The sequence below is a fragment of the Chryseobacterium sp. UYP7 genome (assembly GCF_056279225.1).
On the sequence record NZ_JBWBQW010000001.1, the window covers coordinates 565,252 to 581,928 of the forward strand.

Annotated in this window: 14 protein-coding genes; 11 read left to right on the top strand and 3 right to left on the bottom strand. The window is 36.4% G+C overall.

Going from position 1 to position 16,677, the window contains the following annotated elements:
- Positions 1–58: 58 nt before the first annotated feature.
- Positions 59–598 carry a hypothetical protein gene (locus tag ACZ9HT_RS02690; RefSeq protein WP_476038891.1) on the bottom strand — a complete coding sequence of 180 codons (540 nt, stop codon included), beginning with the start codon at positions 596–598 and terminating at the stop codon, positions 59–61.
- A 141-nt stretch (positions 599–739) separates the two neighbouring features.
- Here ACZ9HT_RS02690 and ACZ9HT_RS02695 point away from each other — a divergent pair, with 141 nt between their 5' ends.
- The 3 genes from ACZ9HT_RS02695 (at position 740) to ACZ9HT_RS02705 (ending at position 4,727) form a co-directional block, all read left to right on the top strand.
- The gene (locus ACZ9HT_RS02695; protein WP_476038892.1) at positions 740–2,437 is read left to right on the top strand and encodes a M14 family metallopeptidase; all 1,698 of its coding nucleotides are present in this window, start codon (positions 740–742) and stop codon (positions 2,435–2,437) included.
- A 156-nt stretch (positions 2,438–2,593) separates the two neighbouring features.
- Positions 2,594–4,333, top strand: coding sequence for a thiamine pyrophosphate-dependent enzyme (locus ACZ9HT_RS02700; RefSeq protein WP_476038893.1), 1,740 nt, complete (start codon positions 2,594–2,596; stop codon positions 4,331–4,333).
- Between the two features lies 1 nt (position 4,334).
- Positions 4,335–4,727, top strand: coding sequence for a DoxX family protein (locus ACZ9HT_RS02705; RefSeq protein WP_476038894.1), 393 nt, complete (start codon positions 4,335–4,337; stop codon positions 4,725–4,727).
- 52 nt (positions 4,728–4,779) lie between these two features.
- On the opposite strand, the gene ACZ9HT_RS02710 is transcribed toward ACZ9HT_RS02705, so the two are convergent.
- On the bottom strand, positions 4,780–5,661 hold the full coding sequence (locus ACZ9HT_RS02710; RefSeq protein WP_476038895.1) for a cupin-like domain-containing protein: 882 nt from the start codon (positions 5,659–5,661) through the stop codon (positions 4,780–4,782).
- A 166-nt stretch (positions 5,662–5,827) separates the two neighbouring features.
- On the opposite strand from ACZ9HT_RS02710, the gene ACZ9HT_RS02715 reads away from it, so the two are divergent.
- On the top strand, positions 5,828–8,536 hold the full coding sequence (locus ACZ9HT_RS02715) for a hypothetical protein (RefSeq protein ID WP_476038896.1): 2,709 nt from the start codon (positions 5,828–5,830) through the stop codon (positions 8,534–8,536).
- A 65-nt stretch (positions 8,537–8,601) separates the two neighbouring features.
- Here ACZ9HT_RS02715 and ACZ9HT_RS02720 read toward each other — a convergent pair whose 3' ends face one another.
- A complete protein-coding gene (locus ACZ9HT_RS02720) occupies positions 8,602–9,099 on the bottom strand; it encodes a DinB family protein (protein ID WP_476038897.1) in 498 nt (165 codons plus the stop codon).
- Positions 9,100–9,230: 131 nt separating this feature from the next.
- On the opposite strand from ACZ9HT_RS02720, the gene ACZ9HT_RS02725 reads away from it, so the two are divergent.
- From ACZ9HT_RS02725 to ACZ9HT_RS02755, 7 genes are all read left to right on the top strand, one after another.
- Positions 9,231–10,127 carry a GLPGLI family protein gene (locus tag ACZ9HT_RS02725; RefSeq protein ID WP_476038898.1) on the top strand — a complete coding sequence of 299 codons (897 nt, stop codon included), beginning with the start codon at positions 9,231–9,233 and terminating at the stop codon, positions 10,125–10,127.
- A 140-nt stretch (positions 10,128–10,267) separates the two neighbouring features.
- Positions 10,268–10,522, top strand: coding sequence for a FeoA family protein (locus ACZ9HT_RS02730; protein WP_476038899.1), 255 nt, complete (start codon positions 10,268–10,270; stop codon positions 10,520–10,522).
- A 39-nt stretch (positions 10,523–10,561) separates the two neighbouring features.
- Complete coding sequence (gene feoB / locus ACZ9HT_RS02735) at positions 10,562–12,598, top strand: ferrous iron transport protein B (RefSeq protein WP_476038900.1); 2,037 nt, start codon at positions 10,562–10,564, stop codon at positions 12,596–12,598.
- Positions 12,598–12,753 (top strand): hypothetical protein, encoded by a 156-nt coding sequence (locus ACZ9HT_RS02740; protein WP_476038901.1) that lies wholly within the window; start codon positions 12,598–12,600, stop codon positions 12,751–12,753. The genes feoB and ACZ9HT_RS02740 overlap by 1 nt, the downstream gene beginning before the upstream one ends.
- Positions 12,754–12,816: 63 nt before the next feature.
- A complete protein-coding gene (locus ACZ9HT_RS02745) occupies positions 12,817–13,749 on the top strand; it encodes a toxin-antitoxin system YwqK family antitoxin (protein WP_476038902.1) in 933 nt (310 codons plus the stop codon).
- 7 nt (positions 13,750–13,756) lie between these two features.
- Positions 13,757–15,139 carry a phosphoglucosamine mutase gene (glmM, locus tag ACZ9HT_RS02750; protein ID WP_476038903.1) on the top strand — a complete coding sequence of 461 codons (1,383 nt, stop codon included), beginning with the start codon at positions 13,757–13,759 and terminating at the stop codon, positions 15,137–15,139.
- Between the two features lie 97 nt (positions 15,140–15,236).
- Positions 15,237–16,607 carry a tetratricopeptide repeat protein gene (locus tag ACZ9HT_RS02755; RefSeq protein WP_476038904.1) on the top strand — a complete coding sequence of 457 codons (1,371 nt, stop codon included), beginning with the start codon at positions 15,237–15,239 and terminating at the stop codon, positions 16,605–16,607.
- The last annotated feature ends 70 nt before the right edge of the window (positions 16,608–16,677 follow it).

Here is a 16,677-nt window from a genome sequence, read left to right on the forward strand (position 1 = left end):
TTCTTCAAAACTTTAGTTTATATATAATTCCTGAATCCGTTCAGGAATTTTTTATTTTTTAAAGTCTACTTACACCGGCATTCACCAACCATTCTCCCTGCGATTTTGCAGAAATATTTAAGGATGATTCTGATACAATTTTTTCCTGAGCTCTTATGATCGATTTGCCGATCATCTGGTGTTCAATCATCTCATCTTCTTTCATTCCCATGTTTTTCATCATATCAACTATTCGATCGCTTCCAAATAACTGGAAAATAGGTTCGGCTAAGGAAGAAAAAACGGTTATTTCCTGTTTTCCAAAGTGAGCAGCCACTCGCTGTTCTTCGGTTTGCAAAGGATGGTGTTCTACGAAAATAAAATTTTTATCCTGTTGCATCAAGCCTAAACGATCCGCTAAATAAACTTCTTTTTCAAAATTATTTTCTCGGAAATACGTATGGAGACTATTTTGGGTTTCTTCAAACCAAGCAACAAAAAGTACATTTGGATCAGATTTCCCCGAGGCGAGACAGGCCGTAAATTTAGCTTTATCTGTTGCCCAAATTTTATCATGAACAATTAAACCTTTCTTTTTTTTACCGAATAAACCAAACATAACAGGAAGTTATTAAATTTTACAATTAGAAAAAAGTGAATTATTAAGCACTTTTTTACGACGCTTTAAAATAGGATTAAACTAAAATAACATTATTTTTTTAAAGGTAATGTTTTTTGTAATTTCGAAAAAATTTAAAAAATGAAATTCTTCACCGCACTTTTCCTTTTAAGTTCAGTTTGTCTTTTCTCTCAGGCCAAACTCCTGACTCCATTTGAAAAAGGCAACGGAAACCAAACCACAACTTACGGGGAAATGGTGAAATACTACGATGATCTGGCGAAAGAATATCCGACAATCACTGTAAAATCTTTTGGAACCGACGATAATGGAGAACCTGTAAAAGTGGTCATTTACAATGCATCTGTTAACAAAGATAATCCCACGATCCTCATCAATAACGGTATTCATCCTGGTGAACCCGATGGGATCGATGCAACAATGATGATGATGCGCGATTTTGCGACTGGACAGGTTGCTGTTAAAAACTTGCGGATCGTTGCAATTCAAGCCTATAATATTTCCGGAATGTTGCGACGCGGAAAATACAGTCGCGCCAATCAAAACGGGCCGGAAGAATATGGTTTTCGTGGAAATGCGCGGAATTATGATCTGAACAGGGATTTTATTAAAAACGATACCGAAAATGCGAAAGCTTTTCAACAGATCTTTCAGCATTTTAAACCCATTTATTTTATTGATAACCACGTTTCAAACGGTGCAGATTATCAATATTTATTCACTTACATATCAAGCAATAAAGAACGGTTAGGAAAAACTTTAGGAAATTATTTAGATCAAAAGATGCAACCAGAAATTCTTCAGAATTTAGAGAAGCAGGGAATTTTGACCACGCCTTATGTAAATATTCACGGCGATTCTCCAGATGAAGGATTCCCGGCTTTTATGGATTCTCCGAGATATGCGACTGGTTATACAACGCTTTTTAATACAATGGGAACTGTTGCCGAAACGCATATGTTAAAACCTTATAAGGACCGTGTTCATGCAACTTATGAAAACATGTTGAGTTCCATTAATTACACTGCAAAAAATGCAAAGGAAATTCAGGACTTGATCGTGACCAATTTAAAGGACTATCAACCCAAAATGAAATATCCGATCCAGTGGAAGATCGACAGCACCAAATTTAAAATGATCGATTTTAAAGGTTATGAAGCCGGCAAAAAGCCGAGCCAGGTTTCTGGACAGCCGAGGTTATTTTACGATAAAACGAAACCTTTTACCCGAAAAGTAAAATTCTACGGTGAATATATCGCTACGAAACAAATTACGATTCCAACCTATTACGTGATTCCAAAGTCAGAAGTCAAAGTGCTGGGCTATTTAAAACGCAATAACATCAAAACAAAGGTCATTCAGCAAGACTCAACCATTATCGCACAGCAATATCAGATTTCAGATTATAAAACAGTGAAAAGTCCATATGAAGGTCATTATCTTCACTACGAGACACAAGTGAAATCCGATTCAAAAAACTTTAAATTTAAAAGTGGCGACGTTTTAGTCCCGACGAAACAGTACGGCGTAAAATATTTATTAGAAACGCTGGAGCCGGAAGCGACCGATTCTTTCTTCAACTGGAATTTCTTTGATGGAATTTTGGGACAAAAAGAATATTACTCTGATTATGTTTTTGAGGATACCGCCGCCGATCTGTTAAAGAAGAGTCAGGTTTTAAGAACCGCTTTCGAGTTCGAAAAGGTTGCTGATCCAGATTTTGCAAAAAATGGAAAAGCGCAGTTAGACTGGATCTACAAACATTCCGACTATTATGAAGGAAGTGTGGGAACGTATCCGATCTATCGAATTCAATGATAAAAAGCAATTCCTAAAAGAAAATTATCTCGCTTTTTTTTCACAATCGAAGCAGTATTTTTCCGAAGATTTTAATTTTTATGTTCAACGAATCTCTACAACAGGAGGAAATTTGCGGCATTATTATTTCATGCAATTTGACCTAAGAAATAAACTATGTCAAAAAATGTATCCGATCTATTAGTCGAGAATTTATATAATGCAGGTGTTCGTCGTGTTTACGCAATTACAGGCGACAGTCTAAATCCTGTAAATGACGCGATTCGGCGGGACGGAAGATTAGAATGGATTCATGTTCGTCACGAAGAAGCTGGCGCTTATGCAGCTTCGATGGATGCAGAACTTAATGGAATTGGATGTTGTATGGGAAGTTCCGGACCGGGACACGTTCATTTGATCAATGGTTTGTACGACGCAAATCGTGCTGGAAATCCCGTTATCGCAATAGCAAGCACCGTTGAAACTCACAAATTAGGACAGGATAACTTTCAGGAAACCAATCCATTTTATTTGTTTCAGGATTGCAGCAAATATCTTTATGTTGCAAGTACGCCCAAGCAGTTTTCCCACATGATCCAGGCTGCGATTCAGACGGCAATTTCCGAAAAAGGAGTTGCTGTAATCGGTTTACCGGGAGATGTAGCTTCTGCAAAAGCTGAAGAGATCGTCACTTCAACCGAAAATTATTTCACATCCTCAGTTTATCGTCCAGCAGATCCACAAATCGAGGAGCTGGCAGAACTTTTAAACACGCATAAAAAAATTACTTTGTTTTGTGGTCACGGTTGTAAAGATGCGGTGAAAGAAACCATGGCACTTGCAAAACTCCTGAAAGCTGCCGTTGCATATTCCTTTCGGGGGAAAATATTTTTTGATACGGAAGGAAATGATCACGCCGTTGGTATGAACGGACTTTTAGGAAATCCCTCAGGTTATACCGCTTGTGAAAAGTCGGAAGTTTTGGTCCTTCTCGGAACCGATTTTCCTTACACAGAATTTCTGCCAGACAAAAACATCATCGTACAGATCGACAACAAACCTGCGCGAATTGGTCGCAGGGCGAAAGTAAATTATGGTTACGCAGGTGACATTGCAGATACTTTGCGGGCCTTGATCCCAAAACTCAAAGGGAATGATGATGATACATTTTTGAAAGAAATGCGGGAAGAATACCATAATTCTGAAGAACATTTAGAAGACTTTGCCAAAAAACAGGGTGATTTTGAAGAAATTCAACCGGAGTATATTGCTGAAATCATTAATAACCTTGCAGATGACGATGCCATTTTCACCGTTGATACAGGAATGACCTCCGTTTGGGCAGCACGATTTATTAAAGGAAAAAAGGGAAGATATTTAACGGGATCTTTTAATCACGGATCTATGGCGAATGCGATGCCTATGGCGATTGGTGCCGCAGCTTCTCAAAAAGAAAGACAAGTTGTTGCCATGTGTGGTGACGGTGGATTATCAATGTTGATGGGTGATTTGGCGACCATAATGCAATATCAGTTCCCCATAAAGATCATTGTTTTTAACAACCGTTCTTTAGGAATGGTCAAATTAGAAATGGAAGTTGAAGGTTACGTGAACTGGCAGACCGAGATGGTTAATCCACCTTTCGATAAAATTGCCGAATTAATGAACATCAGAGGTTTCGAATTGAAAGATCCCTCAAAAGCAGAAAGCACTTTGAAAGCATTTTTTGAAAATGAAGGTCCGGCTCTTATTAATATTTACACCGATCCAAATGCTCTTGCGATGCCGCCACATATAGAAATTTCTCAGATGAAAGGCTTTTTCGTTTCGATGATGAAAAAAGCAGGTTTAGGCAAGTTTAAAGAAATTGGCGAAACAATTTCTTCGAACGCAGGACACATTGACGAAATTTTATAATATGAAAAACTTTATCAGGATCGCTTTAGGAATAGCAATGATTTTTGCGGGAATTGGTCACCTTTCTTTTGTTCGGGAAACTTTTCAGGTCCAAGTTCCGGATTGGATACCCTTTTCAAAAGATTTTGTAGTGATCGCTTCTGGAATTGTAGAAATATCTTTTGGTCTCGCGATGGTTTTTCTGGTTAAGAAAAAACAGTACGTGGGATTAATTTTAGCAATTTTTTATGTGCTCATTTTCCCCGGAAATATCCACCAATATACAGAACATCTTGATGGTTTTGGTTTAGATTCGGATGCTAAAAGATTGGGAAGATTATTTTTTCAACCTGTTTTAATTTTTCTAACGCTTTATTCTACAGAGGGCTGGAAACTATTGAAAAGGTCTAAATAATTACAGAATACAACTTTACTAAAAACGCTTTCAAATATTTGAAAGCGTTTTTTTATTTGGGTAAACCTTTTCTTAATGCGGTATTGGCACGTTCGACGGCTTTTTTCTCTTTCCAGTCCATATATTTTTTCTTGAATTTTCCCTTCATGAAATTATCAAAATTTCTCTGTACGGTCAGATTCCAAAGGGAATGTGCTTTTACGCTCCAGGATTGATCCCAGGCTCTTTGAGAAATTGAAAAGCTGCCGTCTAAATATCTCATATAATGCCACCAACCGGTCGGCATAAACAGCGTATCGCCATGTTCTAAGAAACATTCAACGCCTTCAACACCGTCTAAAGCCGGGAATTTTTCAAAATCGGGATTAGAAATATCATAATCTTCCAAAGCATAAGTAGCATATGGAATCTGATACAGGCGTTCTCTCCATTTGTTATCGAAGAGTAAAATATGTTTTCTACCGTTGAAATGAGTATGGAAGATATGCGCCATGTCAATATCAAAATGAAGGAACGTTTCAGAACCTTTTCCCCCAAAAAACATATTCGGATATTTATCTAAAAAGCCACCCATTAACTCTTTTGGAGAAATATAATCGTCTAAAAGCTTCGGTGCTGATTTGATAGGATCGAATAGAAAAATTCGTAGATCCGTAGGTTTTTCGTTGATCAAATCGATATAGTCGGTGAACTTCATTTTCGCGGCCGACGAATTTATAGGCGCGGAAGGGTCGGCTTTAGAGGAGTCATAAAGCGGAACTTCAACATCGCCAACCATTTCTTTCATGTATTCCATGGTCCATTTCTGGTAGGCCGGCCAATTTTTTGCCATGTTGCGCAGAACGACAGGTTTGCGGGGAATTAAATATTTCTCCCTAAACTCTTCCTTCGAAATGTCTTCTACAACATCAATTGGCATTAAATGAAGTCCCATATTACGTAAGTGTTAATTCGCAAAATTAGGGAAAAGTATTTTTAACTCTCCAAAAAATAATTCTTTTTATCTATTTCTAATCACGCTTTAACTACGGAGCGCTCTTTTCTTCTTAAACAGAACTGTAACAAAATTTCTAATTAGAGTACTAATGTCAAAAACATTCATGAAACAGCTATCCTCTCTTTTCTTCACCATTTTCTTCGCCGTTATATCTTACGCACAAACTGTTGTTACAGGAAAAGTGACTGATTCCGATGGACAACCGATCCCAAGTGCGAGTGTAACCATAGAAGAACAGGGAAAAGATGCGATCATGGCATTTTCAATTTCAAATTCGAAAGGAGAATATAAAGTGACTTTTTCCTCAGCGGAAGCCGATGTTGATTTAAAAATTAAAGCCTTTAATCAAAAACCACTTTTTAAGTCCATCAAGAATCAAACTCAGAATCTTAATTTCAGTATGGATTCAGACGCGACGGAAATTAAAGAGGTCAAACTGAAAACCAAACTCATCACCAAAAAAGGCGATACTATTTCTTATGATCTGAAAGCTTTTGAAAGCAAAGCTGACCGAACTTTAGCCGATGTTTTAAAGAAAATTCCGGGAATTGATGTTAATGCGGATGGAACTGTTCTATATCAGGGCGAACCCATAAATAAATTCTACGTTAATGGAAAAGACCTAATGGAAGGCGGTTATGGAACCATTAATAATTCTTTGCCGAAAGATGCCGTGCAAAAAGTAGAGGTGATGGAGAATCACCAGCCTGTAAAAATTCTTCAGGATAAAGTTCCCTCCGAAAATGCAGCCATCAACGTGAAACTTAAAAATAGCGTAACAATGACCGGTAGAGGAGAAGCCGGAACTGGTTTTGGCGAACCCTGGCTCTGGAATTTGAAACTTACACCGATGTTTTTTGGTCAGAAAAATCAATGGGTAATTAACTATAAAACCAACAATAACGGCGAAACGGTTGAAAAGGAAGGAAATATTCTCTCCTTCGGAAATCGCTATGAAGGCCGTAGAGGAAACGTTTCTCAAAATGACTGGCTCAACGTTGAAAATGCGAATACGCCAAATCTGCCGGAGAAAAGATATTTGCTCAATAATGTCCATTATTTATCCGCAAATCTTTTAACAAATCCTTTCAAGAATAAAGAATGGGAACTGAAAGCGAATGCGAGCTATACAAATAATGCTGTTTCCCGCGAATCTTATACGGCGACCAACAACTTTCTTAATAACACGCAGTATTTTACAAATATTCGAAATAATTTTTATACCGATAAGGCGAAAGGGGAAATAATTTTTACAAAAAATGCGAAGAAAGGATTTTTCAAAAACGTAACGACTTTCTCCCAATTCTGGAATGCGGATCGTGCAGATGTGATTAGAAATGATATCTACGGAAATAGAATTGGTGCCGAAGCGATCGAATCGCCGACTTCTTCTTTTCAAAATTCCCTGAGCACGATTATTCCTTGGAAAGAAAAACTGGTGAATTTGATGTCTTATGTGAGTTATCAGGATGATCAGCAATCTCTGGAAATTTCCCCCTCTTCATACCTTAAGTTTAAAGACCTGGATTCTACAAACGCTCAGCAGTTTCTGTTCGAAAATACCGATGCAGTTAGACAGAATTTAAGAATTAAAACTTTAGAAATCAACCATTCTGCGAGTGTCGGCTTCTCTGCAAAAAAATGGACGTTCACACCAGAAATAGGATTTAATTTCGCAACCGATCATCTCAATTCTGAATTTTATACCATCACCAATAATGTTGCAATGCCTTACGGAAAGGATTACGCAAATGATCTAAAATTTACGAACGCAGTTCCTTATGCTTCATTGGGAATTAATTATAAGGGCGATGCCTGGTTATTATATTCTCAAATTCCCTTTAACTTCAATAATATTAAAGCAGATGATCCAGTGAGGAATGTTGCAAAAAAGATCAATAAATTAACTTTTGAGCCTTCCCTTTATACGCAGTATTCTTTTGCCTCTTTTTGGAAAGCGAGTGCAAGCGCAAACTTGAATTATATTTTTGGTGATACCAACGATACGTACGCGGGGTTTATATTTTCTTCGCCAACTTCACCGTCTGCAATGTCTGCAGATAATCCAATCCCGGAGACTGTTTCTAAATCGGCAGGCACGAAACTGGAGTACAGAAATCCACTGAATAATTTATTTTTCAATGTCAATTACCGGTTTAGTAAGACCAACAGAAATATTATTGGAAATTCGATCAATGATGGATCTGGATTTATTTTGACAAATTTTACAGAAAGGGATAATCAAAGTAATTCCAATTCTGTAGGTGCAGAAATTGGTAAATACTTTCCCTCCTTTAAAACCAACGCCTCTTTAACTTTTAATAATACGCTTTCAAAATCTGACGCTTTGACTACTGATCAGAATAATGTTGAATATTTCTTTTTGAATAGAAATGAATCGCAAACTGCAGGATTTAAATTCAACAACACTTATTTTTCCTGGGTGAGTGTTGATTACAACTTGTCCTTCAACTGGAATCATCAGATCAATCAATTTAATGATTCGAAAAACTCCGGTTTTAATCATAATTTGAGTGCTTTCTTTTATCCGGTAGAAAATCATACGATCGGCTTTAACTGGGATCAGATCAACTCCGGAAACAATTTAACCAACTACCGTAATGCCTTTTATGATCTGTCTTACCAATATACATGGGCAAAAAAGAAAGTTGATTTCGAAATAAAGTGGTTAAATATTGCGAACCGAAAAGTTTTCGAAAGATTCTCCACGAACACCACTTCTGATGATTTTCTGAGAATGCAGCTGCGACCAAGCCAGGTCATGTTTACAGTGAAATTTAACTTTAAATAATCAACAAAAATCCCGCTGTATCAAACACAGCGGGATTCCTCATTTAAATAACCTGTCAAAACGATCTAAAAATTTTCTGCATCTGCACTTGGTCCATAACTTGCGGGAAGTGCAACATCATTTAAGCGGTAATAAACGCCCAACTGTGCTCTGTGATGGGTAATCTGGTTTAACGCATGTCTAATGGCCCCATATTTACTGAAATCTGCAAGAATCTGTTCTCCCATATTCATCGTCCAACGTCCATCTAAGTCATTTTCGCTCATATTTTCAAACGTTGCCTGGCTCTTTTGATAATCTTCTTCTAATTTCTGCAGCAACTCTGCTTTGGTCTGAAGAAAGGTCGGCTGATAATCACCGGCTGCAAAATCCAACTTTTCGGTTTTCATCATAATGTCTGGCCAGCCGAAAATTTCTGAGACGTGCGTTGCTAGCGGCATAAGCTTCATGCTTTTCTCGTGGGGCGAATATTCATTCATTCCCTCCGGAAAAACGTCTAAGAATTTTCTGGTGGTTTCGTACTCCTGTTGTAATTCTGTTTTCAATGCAGCTAAGCTTTCCATATTTTTTGTTTTGATAAAGGTAGGAACGCCAATTGGAAATTTGCACTAAGAAAATATTAAAAAAAATATAAAATATTCATAATTGTGTAACAAATATTTTACTTTTCTTACTAATGATAAAAATATCAGACATGAAAAAATTGATCTCTCTCTTTTTATTAACAGCATTCCTTGCGCTTAATGCACAGGAAACTGCAAACAGGTTCTTTTACGAACTCACTTTTAAACCAAAAAAAGATTCGGCAAGGCTGGATAAAGTGATGACTATTTTAGATGTGACCAAAGACAAATCAATTTACAGGGATTTCACCATTGTAGCGCAGGATTCTATTATGAAGGTTCAGTTTGAAGCGATGCAGAAATCAGGTCAGTTCAAGGATATGTCGAAAATGATAACGATGCCTAAATTTTCGGAAAAAGTATATAAATTCTATCCGGATATGAAAGTGCAGTATGTAGAAAGAATAAGCAGTGGCATGACGCCAATGAACATTGGATATAATGATGATACGAAATTCAACTGGAAAATCGAAAATGAAAAAATGAAAATCGGAAGTTACAATACCCAGAAAGCTACAACTGATTTTGGTGGTAGAAAATGGACGGCGTGGTTTACCTCAGATATTCCGATTCAAGACGGACCTTATAAATTTTATGGTCTGCCCGGCTTGATCGTTAAAGTGGAGGATAGTGGTAACAATTATTCCTGGGAATTAAAAGGTAATAAAAAAGTTCCTAATTTTTCTGAAATTACCTATTTAGAGACCGTTATGCCAGGAGGAAGCGGTGGTAAAGTACAGGAATTAAGTAAAGAAAAATTTACCAAAACTTTTACAGACTATAAAAAAGATCCTTTTGCTTCGATAAGACCAATGCTGAGACCGGAAATGCTTACCCAAAAAATGCCGGGAAGCGAAACTACGCTCGGAGAAATGTTTAAAGAGCAGGAAAAAAAGGTGAAAGAGTTTTTTGATGCGAACAGCAATCCCATCGAAATTACTGAAGTAGCGGCGAAAACTAAAAAGTAGAATTCATTATCCTATTTATATTTGTTAAAACCTTGATTCAAAATTTGTTTCAGGGTTTTTTATGAATTTAATCAGTTTTAACGCTCTTCCTTATTTAGATTAAATTTAAATAACCTATATTTGCAACACAAATTTACGAATTGAGAAGAGATATTTCTAATAAATTATGCTGTTTCCCGAAAGACAAATCGGGCAAAATTGTGGGTTACGAAAACGACGACCTTATAATGCCTAATAAAATTATTGAAATGGGTCTTTTGCCGGAAACAACATTCCGAATTCTATATCAGGCTCCGTTCAAGGGACCTCTTTACATTGAATTTGGCGAAGAGAAAAGTAGAATTGCACTTCGGGAAGAAGAAGCACGCTTTATCATCGTCGAACGGTTAACTTAAAAATTTTCTAATCATTGTATTAATGATTAATGAAATAAAATGCAGGAAACTTCCAAAAATAAACAGATTCTTCTTGTCGGCAACCCGAACGTAGGTAAGTCCACTGTTTTTAATCTGTTGTGCAACAAAAAACAAAAAACCGGTAATTACGCCGGGGTAACGGTTGCAAGCCATTCCGGAAACTACGATTATAAAGGTGAATCTTTTGAGGTGATCGATCTTCCGGGTTCCTACAGCGTTTATCCAACTTCTGAAGATGAAGCGATTCTTTCTAAATATTTGATCGATGAGCAACAGAATTATGCTGGAGTCGTTTATATTTTAGAAGCTTTAAGCATTAAAAGAGGACTGCTTCTTTTTCAGCAGATCCAGGATCTGGGAATTCCTGTTTTATTGGTCGTTAATCAAATTGATCAAGCCGAAAGACGCGGAATAAGTATTGATCTGGAACAGCTTTCTAAGGAATTAGGCGTTACCGTTCTTTCCAGTAATGCCAAGCAGAATCAAGGCATCGAAGAAATTAGAGGAGAAATTTACAAAAAGAGTTTCTCAAAATCCGAAAAAGTTTCGTTCGAAATTCCTTTAGAACAGAAAGGATTGGTTTTTAAAATCCTTGCGGAAACTAAAGAAGAAAATCAATATAAAGTCTGGACTTTACTTTCCTCCGATACTTATTTGGGAAAGCTGGAAACAGTACAGGATCAGATGAATGCTGATCAGGTTAAATGTTTGGTGCCTAAAAGATTACAGACTCAGGAAACCATTAGACGTTATCAGAATATTGACAGGATTATTTCTAAAGTTTTATCAAAAAAAGCCCAGTTCAAAGAGTTGTTAACAGAGAAATTGGATAAAGTTCTGGTCCACAGAATTTGGGGCTATGTAATTTTTGGAGCTATTCTACTGTTTATTTTTCAGAGTGTTTTCTTTCTCGCTGAATATCCAATGAACTGGATCTCCGATTTTTTCCTTTGGCTTTCAGCATTTGCTAATACATATCTTCCCGCAGGGCCAATTAATTCTTTAATCGCGAACGGAATAATTCCGGGATTAGGCGGTATTATGGTTTTCGCCCCGCAAATCGGAATTTTACTCTACTTTCTTTATCTTTTAGAAGATTCCGGCTATATGGCGCGGGTAATTTTCTTAATGGATCGCTTTCTAAGACCTTTCGGACTAAATGGTAAAAGTATTGTACCACTTGTTTCCGGTACTGCATGCGCCATTCCGGCCATCATGTCGACCCGAAATATTGAGAATGTAAAAGAACGGCTGATCACAATTTTAGTCACACCTTTTATGACCTGTTCGGCTCGGCTGCCCGTTTATAGTATTATTATTGGACTAATAATTCCCGATAAATATTTCGGCGGAATCAGTTATAAAGCTTTGGTCTTAATGGCCATGTATTTTCTAGGATTTTTCACATCATTAATGGCGTCTTTGATCCTCAAAAAAATAATAAAAAGTAAAGGAACTTCATTCCTTGTGATGGATCTGCCTTCTTACAAAATGCCTCTTTTTGGATATGATTTCAAAATCGTTCTTGGGAAGGTGTGGGAATTCGTAACAGGTGCAGGTAAAATAATTTTCTTATTTAGTATTGTGATATGGTTCTTCAGTTATATTGGACCAAAACAAAACGACCAGAAATATGTCGCAACCGATGTAAATTTAGAACAGTCTTATTTGGCGAAAATGGGTAAATCCATAGAGCCTGCAATTGCACCGCTCGGCTACGACTGGAAAATGGGAGTTGGAATTTTAACGAGTTTTGTAGCGCGCGAAGTTTTTGTTGGAACCATGTCGACCCTTTACAGCTTGGATGAAGATGCGCCAGAAGGACGGATTATCGATAAAATGCGTGCAGATGTAAAACCAAACGGCGAAAAAGTTTTCAATTTTGCAACCGGTGTTTCAATTTTGTTTTTTTATGCCTTTGCCATGCAATGTGTCTCAACTTTAGCCGTTGTATATAAAGAAACCAAGTCCTGGAAATGGATGATGGCGCAACTCGTCGGAATGTCGGGATTGGCTTATATCGCTTCTTTTATTGTCTATCAAATTTTAAAATAATGGATAATTCTCTTATTTTTCAATATATTATTATCGCTGTAATCGTACTGTTTGCAGCCTATTCTCTCTACAAAATCATTGCCCGAAATTTCAGCTCCAAGAAATTCAAAAAGAACGGAAAACCTGGGTGCGATAGAGATTGTTGCGGTTCTTAATTATTCTACTTTTTCCTTGTTCATTATTTTGTATTTTTGCGGAAGATTTATTTTAAATTATCTATGAAATTACTTACCGTATTTTTACTGTCTTTTTTCTTTCAAACTTATGAAGCACAAGATCGAAAAACTTGTTTTGATGCTTCATGGAAAGATATGAAATGCACAGAAAATTATACTTTTTACGAAATTGCATCTGATTACAACGAAAACAATTCAATTTTTCCAGTGAAAGATTACTATAAAAACGGAACATTACAGATGACGGGTTCGTTTTTGGATAAAAATTTAATGGTAAAAACGGGAGAATTCAAATATTATAATGAATCCGGAAACATTAGTTCTATTGTTAATTACTCAAATTCAAAATATTTTGGGGCGTATAAAAGTTGGTATTCAAATGGTAAATCTCAAATTGAAGGACAATACAAGACAGAAGATGGAGATTTATTAATAATAAATTTTTGGGATGAAAAAGGCAATCAATTAGTAAAAGATGGAAGTGGTAGCTATTTCATTGAAGATGAAGATGGTTCTTATGAAAAAGGTTTCTTAAAAAATGGAGTGAAATCTGGAAATTGGGAGGGGTTTATTAAGCCTTTAAATTATAAATATCAGGAAAATTATAATGATAATGTCTTAACCAACGGTTTAGGAATTGATTCTGATAATAAAAAATATCCTTATACCGTAGTAGATGTAATACCTTATCCAAAAAAAGGAATTAATGATTTAAGAGATTATGTTGCTAATAATACAAAAATCCCAAGAAAAACCGCAAAAAAAACAGGAACTGTTTCATTATCAATATTAATAGAAATTGATGGAGATGGTAAAATTTCAAAAATTACCTCCCAGAATAATGTGGATATGGATATGGAAAATGAAGTAATAAAAACTATAAAAAAATATAATGGTGAGTTTATTTTGCCAGAATATAGAGGTCATCCTTATAAATCAGCCTTTCGCTTACCAATAAAAATTGTAATAGAATAAATAAAATATGTCTTTAATAAAATCCATTTCAGGAATCCGCGGAACGATCGGCGGCAAGGTTAATGAGAACTTAACGCCACTTGATGTTGTAAAATTTACCTCCGCTTTTGGAACCTGGCTTCAGAATAATAAAAACAAAAAAGATTTAACGCTTGTTGTTGGCCGTGATGCGAGGATCTCTGGATTAATGGTGAATTCTTTGGTTACTGCTACTTTGCAGGGTTTAGGAATTCATGTTGTTGATCTTGGACTTTCTACAACACCAACGGTAGAAATAATGGTTCCGGAACTAAATGCAGATGGTGGAATTATTCTCACCGCTTCTCATAATCCAAAGCAGTGGAACGCATTAAAATTGCTCAATGATAAAGGCGAATTTATAACAGGCGAAAACGGTGCTGAAGTTTTAGCATTAGCCGAAAGTGAAAACTTTGATTACGCCGAGGTGGATGATTTGGGAAAATATGAAACCAGAAATGATGCTTTCGATATTCATATCCAACAGATCCTGGATTTACCAATGGTTGATGCAGAAGCTATTAAAGCTAAAAAGTTTAAAGTCGTTGTAGATGCTGTAAATTCTACAGGAGGAATTGCAATTCCCCAATTACTGCAAGAATTAGGCTGCGAAGTCGTGAAATTATATTGTGAACCAAACGGACAGTTTCCACACAACCCAGAACCTTTAAAGGAACATTTAGGAGATATTTGCGAATTGGTAAAAAAGGAAAAGGCAGATGTCGGAGTTGTTGTAGATCCCGATGTTGACCGTTTAGCTTTGGTCGATGAGAATGGTGATCTTTTTGGGGAAGAATATACTTTGGTTGCTGTGGCAGATTATTTATTGAAAAATAAAAAAGGCGTTGCCATATCTAATCTCTCTTCCAGTCGTGCTTTAAGAGACGTTGCAAAGAAGCACGGCTCCGAGTATTTCGCGAGTGCTGTAGGAGAAGTGAATGTGGTGACTTTAATGAAAGAAAAAAATGCAGTGATCGGCGGTGAAGGTAATGGTGGAATTATTTATCCGGATCTTCATTACGGGAGAGATTCCTTAGTCGGGGTGGCCTTATTTTTGACACATTTAGCGAAAGAAAATAAAACAGTTTCAGAACTTCGTGCAACTTATCCAAGCTATTTCATGGGTAAAAAGAAAATTGAGTTGACGCCTGAAATTGATGTTGATTCGCTTTTAACTAAAATGCAAAAAGAGTATCAAAATGAAGAGGTTTCCACGGTTGATGGAGTGAAGATTGATTTTGAAAAGAATTGGGTTCATTTACGAAAATCGAACACCGAACCGATCATCAGAATTTATACCGAAGCTTTTTCCCAGGAAGAAGCAGATCAATTAGGAGATCAAATGATAGCGAAGATTAAAAGTCTGATTTAGATAAATAATCCTTATTTTAGTAATGTTTAATTAAAATAGTTTTTCACGAAGTTTGTAAGGTAATTTCAATCGTCGTAAAGAACAGTGAGAAAATATATTGGAAGAATTTTTTGAAAATGAACTCGTAAAGAAGTTCGAAGAAATGGTAGAAAATAATGAGGAACTCTACTTCGATACCGAAGAATATGAAGACATTATTATTTACTACCTAGAAATGGGAGATATTTCGTTTGCCGAAATGGCGACAAATTATGCATTAAAGCTGCATCCTAATTCCTTAGAATTAAAAATAAAGAAATTCGAGGTCTTTTTGGAGCTCGAAAGCTATGTGCAAGCGAAGGAATTAATGCAGGAATTGAAGGAATCTTCAATGGAAAGTACTGATTTTTTGGTGTGTTGCGCAAAATATTATTCAAACTTAGGCAATCCGAGACGTGCCATAGAATATTGCGAAAAAGCGCTGTTACTGGAGGAAGAAGAAAATTTCCTTCACAACTTTATCGCAGATGAACACGTAAACCTGGAAGATCCTTTTAAAGCCTTGAAGCATTATAAGCTGGCTTTAAGTTTTGATCAGAATGATGAATATTCGCTGGAAAACGTCATGTTCTCCTACAATCAACTGAAAAGAAGCGATGAAGCCATCGAGTTCCTCAATGGATATCTCGACAAGTTTGCCTTTTCTGAAACAGCTTGGTACGAATACGGACAATTTTATTTCAACAGAAAAAATTACGAAGAAGCCATAAAAGGCTTCGATTACCTTTTGGCGATCAATCCGCAATCTGTGGGTGTGTATGCAAACAAAGCGGCGTGTTTTGAAGCGATGGGAGAATGGTTAAAAGCGGTTGAGGTTTACGAAGAAATGTTAGCTTTAGAATATACCAAATCGTTTACTTATTATAAGATTGGTTTGTGTTATAAAGAAAACAAGCAATTGGTTTTAGCGCTTACTTCCTTTCAAAGATCATTGCGGGATGATCCGCAGTTTTATCTTTCGATGATGGAGCAATCCTATATTTATGAGGAAATGGGCAGCATGAAAGAAGCGCTTCATTTTGCGAAGGAAGCGATTTCTTTGAATGATAATAATTTAGATTATCAAAAAAGACTGGCGTTCTTATATATCGATTCCGGGAGATTTGAGGAAAGTTTGGCTTGCATGAAAACGTTGGTCGATTATGAACCTACGAGATTCTACAATTGGTATGCTTATGCAGAAGTGTTGATGTTGATCGGCGATTATGAAGATGCCGTTGAGATCTTAAAAAAGGCAACAAAAATGCATGATCGTGCGGAATTATTCTTTCAGCTGAGTAACTGTTATTTCCATTTAAACAATCAGAAAGATGGCAGAAAAGCCCTTTCCGTTGCTTTGGGATTAGATCAAAATCTCTTAGAAGATATGAAGCAAAAATATCCTTTCATTAAAGAAGAAGTGGAGAAAGTTAAAACAAAAAAGAAATAAAATTCAGGATATTCAAAAGAACGCATCTGTTAAGGTGCGTTCTTTTTTTGAAATAAGGGGAGATTCGGAT

Bases quoted from the DNA above. Each gene is read 5' to 3' on its own strand.
- ACZ9HT_RS02690 (WP_476038891.1), bottom strand. From the start codon at position 598: ATGTTTGGTTTATTCGGTAAAAAAAAGAAAGGTTTAATTGTTCATGAT.
- ACZ9HT_RS02695 (WP_476038892.1), top strand. From the start codon at position 740: ATGAAATTCTTCACCGCACTTTTCCTTTTAAGTTCAGTTTGTCTTTTC.
- ACZ9HT_RS02700 (WP_476038893.1), top strand. From the start codon at position 2,594: ATGTCAAAAAATGTATCCGATCTATTAGTCGAGAATTTATATAATGCA.
- ACZ9HT_RS02705 (WP_476038894.1), top strand. From the start codon at position 4,335: ATGAAAAACTTTATCAGGATCGCTTTAGGAATAGCAATGATTTTTGCG.
- ACZ9HT_RS02710 (WP_476038895.1), bottom strand. From the start codon at position 5,661: ATGGGACTTCATTTAATGCCAATTGATGTTGTAGAAGACATTTCGAAG.
- ACZ9HT_RS02715 (WP_476038896.1), top strand. From the start codon at position 5,828: ATGAAACAGCTATCCTCTCTTTTCTTCACCATTTTCTTCGCCGTTATA.
- ACZ9HT_RS02720 (WP_476038897.1), bottom strand. From the start codon at position 9,099: ATGGAAAGCTTAGCTGCATTGAAAACAGAATTACAACAGGAGTACGAA.
- ACZ9HT_RS02725 (WP_476038898.1), top strand. From the start codon at position 9,231: ATGAAAAAATTGATCTCTCTCTTTTTATTAACAGCATTCCTTGCGCTT.
- feoB (WP_476038900.1), top strand. From the start codon at position 10,562: ATGCAGGAAACTTCCAAAAATAAACAGATTCTTCTTGTCGGCAACCCG.
- ACZ9HT_RS02740 (WP_476038901.1), top strand. From the start codon at position 12,598: ATGGATAATTCTCTTATTTTTCAATATATTATTATCGCTGTAATCGTA.
- ACZ9HT_RS02745 (WP_476038902.1), top strand. From the start codon at position 12,817: ATGAAATTACTTACCGTATTTTTACTGTCTTTTTTCTTTCAAACTTAT.
- glmM (WP_476038903.1), top strand. From the start codon at position 13,757: ATGTCTTTAATAAAATCCATTTCAGGAATCCGCGGAACGATCGGCGGC.